The organism is Spirochaetota bacterium (assembly GCA_038043445.1).
Lineage (GTDB): Bacteria > Spirochaetota > Brachyspiria > Brachyspirales > JACRPF01 > JBBTBY01.
In genome coordinates, this window is the sequence record JBBTBY010000129.1 from 1 (window position 1) to 9,262 (window position 9,262).

Sequence of the window (9,262 nt, forward strand, 5' to 3'; positions counted from 1 at the left end):
CGTGAGCAATGTGCTCATGTGTGCCGACATGCGATGGAGCGATGGTATGCCTGTGTTCCGCTCGGGGTGCGAAATGCGGCTTTTCGACTTCATCATGCTTCGCGCCGGCGTGTCGTCGGAGCCGGTATTCGCCGCCGGGCTCGGGTTTGCATTGTTCGGTATCGCGGTAGACTACGGCGTGGCGTTCCATCCGAGCCTCGGCATGACGCACGTTGTTTCGGCCGAATATGCGATAGCCTTTTCGAGCAAAAGCGCCGGGACTACAGGGTACGTTCCATGAGAGAGCGTAATCGCGGACGCCGGCTCTTTCTTGCCGCAATGCTTGCCATAGCGGCGTTGCCGCTTTGCGCGCTCGACTTTTCCGAGGTCATCGAACGCTACGGCGACAGGATATTCTTCGATACGACAGCGGACGACACCGAACGCCGCCGCGTGGAGGCGATGTTCAATACGCCGGTCAATATCAACACGGCCCCGTTCGATGTGCTCATCGATGTGCCGCTTCTTTCCGCAGCGAAGGCCCGTGAGGTGATCAAGCTTCGCGAGAAGAGGCGTATCTTCGCCACCTACGAGCTCGTTGATGCGGATATACTCACCGAGGATGAATATGCCGTCGTGAAGCTTTTCATCACGATGGAGGATGCCCCGCCCGGGGCAGCGATCACCATGTGCGTCGGAACGACGGCCGATGTATCGCTCCGTGCCACGAACGCCGCCGCGGCACTCTGGAAATGCCAGGGGCTCGATATGCTGACGGCCGGACATCCGTATCCATTCCCGTTGGGCATTAAACATTGGGCAACGCTGCGCATGCCGGGGTTCATCGATGCGGTGCTGCTGACGGAGCACGACCCGTACGAGCGCGAGTATTTCGATATTGTCAAGGGAGCGCTCCTCGTGCATACGCCTTTCGTCGATACGATAGCGCTCGGCGCGCTGACACTATCGTTCGGGCAGGGCCTTATATTTTCGACCGGGCGGAATTCGGGCAAGAACGTTTCCGATGTCATTGCGTTCAAGAGCGGTACGCGTATCGCTATCGACCGCGGGGCAAGCGAGCAATGGCTTCTCGGCGCGGCGCTTGAGCATCGGTTCTCGCCGGTGACGATATCCGCTTTCGGCGGCTTGATGCGGTATGACGCCTCGATGTATTCCGGGTATTACGGTTCCACCAACAGCTATGTCGAGTCCATCGATGACTATCCGCCCGCACATGCCGATGACGTCTCGCTCGCGAGAAAAACGACACTGCATGAATACATCGTCGGCGTCAATGCCGATGTGCATATCGGGCCGCATCGCTTTGGGATGACCGGCATGTTCGGCGCATTCAATTATCCGATAAAGCCGCCCGCTCTGCCCGATAATAGGTTCGATCTTACCGGACAGCAGTACGGCGTGGGCGGTGTGCATTGGGATATCGTTCTCGGGCAGGCGATATGCTTCGGCGAGATTGCCGTTCCGATAATACCGAATACATCCCCCGCTGAATATATACCGGGGGCGACGGTGCCGTATACGGCCGATATCGGCGGCATCGCGAGTGTCATACTTTCACCGACGCGATCGCTTTCCTGGCAGTTTTCGGCTCGGTACTACGGGGACCGTATGCCGCGCTTCCATGCCCGTGCTTTTGCCGATGCCGATGCACGCGGTGAGTACGGGGTGTACAACGCTCTTTCGTGGAATGTGTCCCGTCTCTTCGATATCGATCTATTCGTGGACGTATTCCGCCATACGTATCTCCGTTACGGGGAAACGTCGCCCGGCACCGGCGCTGATGCTGCATGTGCCTTCGCATGGAAACCGCTTGCCGGGATGCGCATCGCCCTCCGCGAAAAAGCAGGTGTGGATGAAAGCCCCGGGAGCTCGAATTCGATATCGATCGATACCGGGAGCGTGCTCGAGACATCGTATGAGAATGCGCTCATCGCCGTCCGTGCGAAAGCGCTCATCAATGGCACGTTCCATCGCGATTCGCTCCTGTCAGGTGCGGGGTATTTTCTGGTCGATGGATCGTTCTTCCCCTGCGATTGCTTCGCCGTCTCGGCGCAGGCGCTGTACTATGACGCGCGAAGCGAGACGCTTTCATTCACCGAGAAGGATATTCCCGGTGAATATGCCTCTTCGACGATAAGCGGCATCGGCTGGCTTGCGCTCGTATCGATACGATTCACATTCTTCGGGACCGTACGCTGGCATATCAAATATCGTATCCGGGTCGATGCAGAGCATCCATTGAACATGGTTACCGATGAGATAGTGAAGACCCAGATATCGATCTCGCTGTAACGGTCAGAAAATGTATCGATGCGCTATCTTTCGCAGACGCTTGTCGCCGAGGACATGGAAGCTTCGCAGTTTACGTATCGTCTCGCTTGAGAACGATGCAAGCGGGAGATGCACGATCTCGATATTGAGCCCGTTCGCGAACGTCTTGATATTCTCCGACGGCGGCGTGGGGGAGAGATAGCCGACATAGCGCTCTTTTGCATAGACGATGCTTGCATAGAGGAGCAGCTCAGCCTCGTTGGCGATGATGTTCTGTGCCTTGAGCAGGGGATAGATGCGCCAGACGTTCTTCACGTTCTGCGGCGGCATTATCGAGGCGTAACCGCCGAAATAGCAGCGCGACATGCCCGGCCCGATGAGCTCGTCCCCCGGTTCGGTCGCGTAGAGTATGAGGTCGCTGTCGTCATGCGCTTCCGAGAGCCAGGCGATGCGCCAGGGATAGTCATCGGCGTTCGTGTCGTCGAAGATGACGGTTATCGGTCCCACGCGCCCGCGTATGCGCGGCACTTCGCGGACATAGACGATGCCGTTATGATAATTGCGTATCGTCTCGCGCATATCGATGCCGTCCTCGATGCTCGCCGTGAACGGGTGAACGCGCGTGCGGGACTCGTTGAGCTTGTCCATGATGCGCGTACGGAGATAGTCCATGTATCGTTCCATGCGTATATCTTCAGGCACATGCGACATGTGGTTCGTGCTTGAGCGCCACACATCCTCCCATTCCCCTTCATACTGCTCGGCGGGGCGTTCGGTCACGGATATGGTCTTTCGCACCGTCCTCCAAAGCGTATCGCGGCGGTTGAGCTTTATCTTTTTTTCGCGGAGATGCCCCTCGAGGGAATCGGTCAATGGGTCTTTGACGATGCGCATCGTGGGATAGGCCTCGTCCTCGTCGTCATGGGGATAGTAGGAGAGCGTCTCCAGGACGTTGAGCGCGAATTCATTGTTCACGAAGCATTTCGCCGCGGTGAGCACATCGATATGGTCGGGGAGGACATGGCGGTCGATGAGGGCAAGGTTCCGGAGATATTTCATCATGCCGGAGAGCTGATTGGACGGCAGGGGCAGCGTATACGCCCGTTTCGCTTCGAAGAATATGCGTTCGATGAGCGCGCGCTTATCGAAGGATGCTTCCTTTCCCGAGCGATAGAGCTCGTAGGCATGGGTGATGAACGGCATTTCACCGAGCACGGTCAGGCGCGAATCCCTGGAGAGATGATGTATCGATATCGGTCCTTCACGCTCATGCTCGGCCTGCGGCGGTATGTTCTCGGCAAGGTGTCGCTTGATGTTCTCCCAATGGGAAAGTCCGCCGACGTAGAGCACGCGCTTGTGCTTCGCCGCCAGCGAAAAAATATTTCCCGCGATGAATCTCTCGCGTTTTTCCGACTCGGCATCAGCGGCATGGAAGGAATGCCGTGCGAGCACTTCGGTATAATAGCGCTCAAGCCCGATGGTCTCAAGGAGGTAATCGTCGGGCATGAGGTAGCGCGAGTTCTCCGGGAAAGCATCGATGTCCTTGTCGATACAGGCGAACGGTATTTCATGCTCTATCGCCAGGCGTATCGCTTCGATAATGGAATCGGCGGGGTCCACCGGGATATAGATCGCTTCCCCATCGGCTTCGCGGAGTATTATCGAGAGGTTCGGGAGCCTGCTCACCGCCTCGCGGAGCGTGTGTATGAACACCGACGGCTGTTCTACGGCGATGATATCCGGCGAGAATACGATAAAAGCTTCGCGTACCGCTTTCGCGAAATACGCGCGTGAGTGGATGGATGGGATGGCGAGTATACCGCCGAAGGTGAGCGGGGAATCGTTCGATATCGGGAATGCCATGGAACGATTATATCTGTTTTACAGGCGGGGGCAAGACGCCGTGCGGGTGGAAATGCATATTGCAAAAATCGTTCTGTTTGCTATAATCGCGTCCTGTGGATGTCGGATGCGCATCGATGTTAAACGATCTCAGGTGGGTACATGCTAGTCATTGATCTCAAGGATTCCATCGAATCGATCACCAGCGCTGTCGCCAGGGATACACAGATAAAATGCGACCTTCTCTCGCTCAATACGTTCGGCAAGAGCAGGCTTCGGGTCGTCATCAACGGCATACTCGAGGGTATGGGGAAAAGCGAGATCGCCGAGGATGTATATGCGTCCATCCTGGAGCTCGCGTTCAATGCGATAAAAGCGAATTATGCGCATGTGATAACACTCGGGCTTCTCAAGCAGAAATTCCCCGACCGTATGGAAAAGATCCTTGCAAAAGGATATTTCGATGATCGCGTTCTCATGAAGACATATCTGTGGTATATCGCTTCGACCGAGGTGCATGATCGTGTCAAGGACGCGCTGCGGTACGAGGCGCAGATATTCCGCGAATTCGAGAAGTCGACCGGGGACGCGCCGATAACCGCCGCGCAGAAGGAAGAGCTCTACAAGAAGCTGCCGATGCTCATGCGCACCATCGATGAGCAGGTGAAGATAACGCTCCGCGCCGCGCATACCGGCGGGAAGCTCGTGTTCGACATTATCAACGATGCACCGATAACCCGTATCGGGCTTGAACGCATACGGCAGAAGCGCGAGAAATTCCGCCAGTACTTCAATGACGACCGTGTCAGCGATTTCTACATCGAGAACCTCGACGAGAGCGAGAGCGCCGGCTTCGGGAGCGCCATGATCGATTCGCGGCTCATTAATATGGGGCTTGACCCGACGAGGCACTTCGTCATCATGGAGCTCAACAATAAGACGTGCGCATCCATTACGCTCACGTTCTGATCGATCATATCGTTACTTCGTGCCCTTTTCGACGATATTCATGACCTTTTCCGCGCGTTCTATGCCTTTGAGCGCAAGTTTATTATACGGGTCGCGCACGAGTATCTTTTTCCATACTGCGATGGCCTCTTTGTACTCCTTCTTCACGTACAGCCGCATGCCTTCCTTGTAGAGGTTCTTGATCTCATCCGTGTACGCATTGACGTCGCGGAACTCACCTTCGATGATGCCGATGTAGCGGATGATATCCTCATTCTTCGGGTCGATGGCGCGCAGTTTCCTGAACATTTCGAGCGCGGCCTCGAGATCGCCCTTGGTGTAGAGGTCGACCGCATCGGAATATTCCTTGATGAGCTTCTCGCGGTTCTTTTCCACAGTGACGATCCTGTCCTCGAGCTGTTTCTTCACCGTTTCGTTCGAGGACGTAATGGCCGCTATCTGCTCCGTGTTCTGACGCGTAAGCTCATCGACCTGCGCCATGGCGTTCGAGCGTATCTGGCTCATCCTGCGGTCGCTTTCGGTGAGGGCATTGGTGAGCGTGGCGGTAAGCATCTCGTTCGAACGGAGCATCTGTTCCATGCGCTTCTGATAGTTCCTGTTCACGGCATCCATCTGCGCGATGGCGTTCGACTGGAGGGTGTGCATGGTGTTGGAAAGCGATGATATCTCCGCGTCCGCCGCGCTGCGTATCTTGGCAAGCTGCTCGCTCGTTTCCTTCTCTTTTGCTGCACGCTCGTCGGCGTAGATGCGGTCCTTCTCATCGACGGCGGTCTTGATCTCGTTGGATATTCTGGTCGCAAGCGAGCGTTCGCGGGCGCGAAGCTGATCATCGCGGCTCTCGCCGAACGTCCAGCTGAGCGAGAAATTATGCGACATGCCGATCGGCCGAACGGAAATGGCGTAATCGAGCTTGATGTCGAAGAAGTTCACACCGGCACCCGCACCGAAGATATGATCGCCGTGATAGAGCTGATACCCCGCGCGGGCCGTGAAATGCGAGAATATGATCATTTCGATGCCGCCGGAAACGGTGAAAAGATCGGGGATGTCGTATGCGATATCGACGGGCACACGCAGCCAGAGCTGCTGCACCAGGGGTATCTCGATAAGCCCGCCGGCGCGAACGCCGAATATATCCTCTTCCTGCCCCGTATCCAGTTTGCGCGCCGTCGTGATGACGAGATTATGCAGGTTGAGACCGAGCTGCCAGCGCAGGGATGACGGCATCCCGTTCCCGCCGCGTTTGAATTCATCGAGTGCGAACAACGCCCCGATATCCATGTTGAACGTGGTGGCGGCCGACGCACCGATGGCGATGATATCGACCTTAAAGACGGTACCGACGGAGAGCATCCGGAAGAACGGTACCTGTATGCCGTAACCGATCAATGCCTTGAATTTGAGGAAGTTCAGTGTCCCGGTGCCTATCGTATTCGCGTCGAACCCGGTGAACGGAACAACGAGCGAGAAGAGCCCTGCCCCGATGGTCCCGAAATCAACGGTCGGGAAAATATATCCCGTATAGCCGTAGAACGTGTCTTGGTAGAGCGGGTTATATGACGCGATGATCTCCTGTCTGCCGAGGACACCGAGACCGGCAGGATTGTAGAACAGTGTCGATGCATCGTCAGCAAGCGCAGTGCCGCTGCCGCCGAGGGAGAGCGAGCGCGCCGACGGACCGTACTCGAATATATCAAGCGTGCCGCCGCTTTGGGAGAAGAGCGCGGTGCACAACGCGGTCATGATGATAAGTGTGCGTATCATCGCATCACCGCCACTTTGAGCGTACCGGTCCTGCCGGAAGATGTCCGTATCACGCAGAGGTATACGCCGCTGATGACCATCTTGCCTGCACCGTTGCGGCCGTTCCAGAGCACCGAGTTCATGCCTGCAGTATACGCCGTATCGCGCACGAGCGCCATGACACGCTCACCGGTCAGCGTATAGATATCGATGTTCACTGTCTCCGCAGCGTCGAGGTAGAAGCTTATGAGCGCCGGCAGAACGGCCGGATTGAACGGGTTCGGTGCTGAGGAGAGGGACTGAGCAAAATCGCGCGAGCGTATGCCGATGATGCTTGAATCGCATGCGGTAAGCGCTCTGCCGTTCTCGTCGACAATGGTCGTCGGGGGGCCGGATGCACCTATCGTTATCGTGAGCGCCGCGGTGTCCGGGAGCGAGAGCTTAAAGCCGTTCACGCCGGGGGATGCTGCGATAACACCCATGACGTCGACATAGGTGTTCGTGTTCGCGTCCAACGCGACCGCCATGCCGAGGAAGGCTATCGATGAACCGTCGCCCGCGGTGACGCTATGGGTGGCGATGGTAACGCCGTTCGTGGTCATATATACCTGCTGTAAGGCGTTCGCTGCGGTAAGGGTGCTGCCGGCGGCATCCTGGACGGCGAACGTCGCATTGCTTAAGAAGAGATTCGGGCCTGCGCCGGCATTGTTCGATATGACGAGCGTGTAGAGCCGTATCGTCTGCCCGGCCACCGCCGTTTTTCGGCCGATGTCAGAACGCGTGATGACGGCCTTGATATTGTTCGTCGAACCTGACTCGACACGAGCGGTGACATTCCCGGAGCTGTTGCTGATGAGGCTGTTCGCATCAATACCCGCCATGCGTACCGTGAAATCGAGGGGTAAGCCCATTGGATTGTCATTGGTCACGGTGAAATTCCATATGAACTGCGCGCTTGCACCGGGCAGGATATGCACCGGCACTGCGGGCGGTACGCTGTTCGTGGTTATCATGCTCAGGGCGAATGATGCCGGTACGAATGAGAAGAGCTCAACGACGACATTGGAGAGCTTAGATCCGCCGGTGTTCGAAACGGTCGCAACTATGTCGAACGGGACATCCCTGATGAAATAATTCGGCACGGTAAGTCCGGCGGTCATGACGGCGTTATCCTCGACGACCCAGGTATCGGACCGCGGCGTTGACTGCGTTTCGCTGTTGATGCTGACCGGTGACGCGCCGAACAAACCGCCGACCGTTGCGTACACGATGACCGAAGGATACGCATACCCCGCCGGTATATCGACGGTGAATGTGTTGCTGACAGCAGAGTTCGCCGGTACGGCGGCCGTGAAATATTGCGGGGCGGAAGAAAGCGCTACCGTAGTTCCTCCGGACTTGAAGATAAGTGAGGACGATGAGATCGTGAACGCACTGCCGCTTCGATTGGTGATGATGACCGATACGAGAATGCCTGTCTGCCCGCGGCTGACACGATTATAATTCGGCATGAACGATGATATCGAATGGACCTCGACACCCGGCTGCACCGTGATGTTCGAGTTTCCGGAAGCCGCCCCGACGATGGAATTCGCCGAAACGGACACCGATCCGACCGTGAGCCAATTGGTCACGCCGAAGATCACCTTGCCGGCATTGTCGCTTTTTACCTGCATGCCGGGGATAACGCCGTTCGCATCCGTGTTCGTTATCAATGCACCATTACCCGCAATGACGGTAAAATCGGCATTGGTCACCGGATTGCCCGCAAGGTCGGTGACTATGGATGATGTTATCATCGTTATCGTCGTGCTGCCGACGATAACGGTGGACGGTGTCGGGAGAAGATCGATAAGCCCTGCCGCGGAGCCGAAGTAGGTAGCGAGCGCCATCTCGTTGCTTATGGCGATACCGATGAGGTTTGTGCCGAAGAGATAACCGCTCGTAGAACTGAAGCCGCGGATCTTGATGTGATTCGTGGGGGTTATCGGGCTTGCGACCACCTGGGCAACGGTATTGGTGAAATACCAGTACAGCATGGGATCACCGACGTAGTTCCCGTACGTGTCATATCCTGCAGAGAAAAGCTCATTGGTCACGCCGGTGATGAGGTTCATGGAATTGATAATATTACCTGCACCGTTCGGTGAATCTCGGAAGACAATGGAAGATGCATTTGCGGCAGTTATCGTCACCGGGTTCACATTCGCCGTCTTTCCGCTGAACGTTGCAGTCAAAGTGCCGCTTGATGTCTTATTCGTTGCGGTGAAAGCGAACGGCGATACCGTTCCCTGCACAAGCGTGTTATTCGTATATAACCCCGTCGATGTCCACGCGGCTAATTGATCGGCGATATAGTTCCCGAACGTATCATACCCGGCGGCATAGAGATTCACCGTTGCACCGGCTGCCTGCGATGTGGTGGTAACGACAGCGC

6 protein-coding genes are annotated in these 9,262 nt (G+C 56.4%); 3 read left to right on the forward strand and 3 right to left on the reverse strand.

Features of this window, described 5'->3' with window-relative positions:
* A partial coding sequence (locus tag AABZ39_17180; GenBank protein ID MEK6796514.1) for a hypothetical protein occupies positions 1-280 on the forward strand: 280 nt, incomplete at its 5' end.
* A complete protein-coding gene (locus AABZ39_17185) occupies positions 277-2,292 on the forward strand; it encodes a hypothetical protein (GenBank protein MEK6796515.1) in 2,016 nt (671 codons plus the stop codon). The genes AABZ39_17180 and AABZ39_17185, both read left to right, overlap by 4 nt.
* 3 nt (positions 2,293-2,295) lie before the next feature.
* Here the strand turns inward: AABZ39_17185 and AABZ39_17190 are convergent, their stop codons facing one another.
* The gene (locus tag AABZ39_17190; protein ID MEK6796516.1) at positions 2,296-4,134 is read right to left on the reverse strand and encodes a conjugal transfer protein TraB; all 1,839 of its coding nucleotides are present in this window, start codon (positions 4,132-4,134) and stop codon (positions 2,296-2,298) included.
* Positions 4,135-4,275: 141 nt separating this feature from the next.
* On the opposite strand from AABZ39_17190, the gene AABZ39_17195 reads away from it, so the two are divergent.
* On the forward strand, positions 4,276-5,082 hold the full coding sequence (locus AABZ39_17195; GenBank protein MEK6796517.1) for a hypothetical protein: 807 nt from the start codon (positions 4,276-4,278) through the stop codon (positions 5,080-5,082).
* Between the two features lie 12 nt (positions 5,083-5,094).
* Here the strand turns inward: AABZ39_17195 and AABZ39_17200 are convergent, their stop codons facing one another.
* Both AABZ39_17200 and AABZ39_17205 read right to left on the reverse strand, forming a co-directional pair.
* Positions 5,095-6,846 carry a hypothetical protein gene (locus AABZ39_17200; protein ID MEK6796518.1) on the reverse strand — a complete coding sequence of 584 codons (1,752 nt, stop codon included), beginning with the start codon at positions 6,844-6,846 and terminating at the stop codon, positions 5,095-5,097.
* Positions 6,843-9,262, reverse strand: a 2,420-nt coding sequence (locus tag AABZ39_17205) for a hypothetical protein (GenBank protein ID MEK6796519.1), incomplete at its 5' end; no start/stop codon positions are given. The genes AABZ39_17200 and AABZ39_17205, both read right to left, overlap by 4 nt.

Excerpts from the sequence above, each read along its gene's own strand:
- AABZ39_17195 (MEK6796517.1), top strand. The coding sequence starts at position 4,276 with ATGCTAGTCATTGATCTCAAGGATTCCATCGAATCGATCACCAGCGCT.
- AABZ39_17185 (MEK6796515.1), top strand. The coding sequence starts at position 277 with ATGAGAGAGCGTAATCGCGGACGCCGGCTCTTTCTTGCCGCAATGCTT.
- AABZ39_17200 (MEK6796518.1), bottom strand. The coding sequence starts at position 6,846 with ATGATACGCACACTTATCATCATGACCGCGTTGTGCACCGCGCTCTTC.
- AABZ39_17190 (MEK6796516.1), bottom strand. The coding sequence starts at position 4,134 with ATGGCATTCCCGATATCGAACGATTCCCCGCTCACCTTCGGCGGTATA.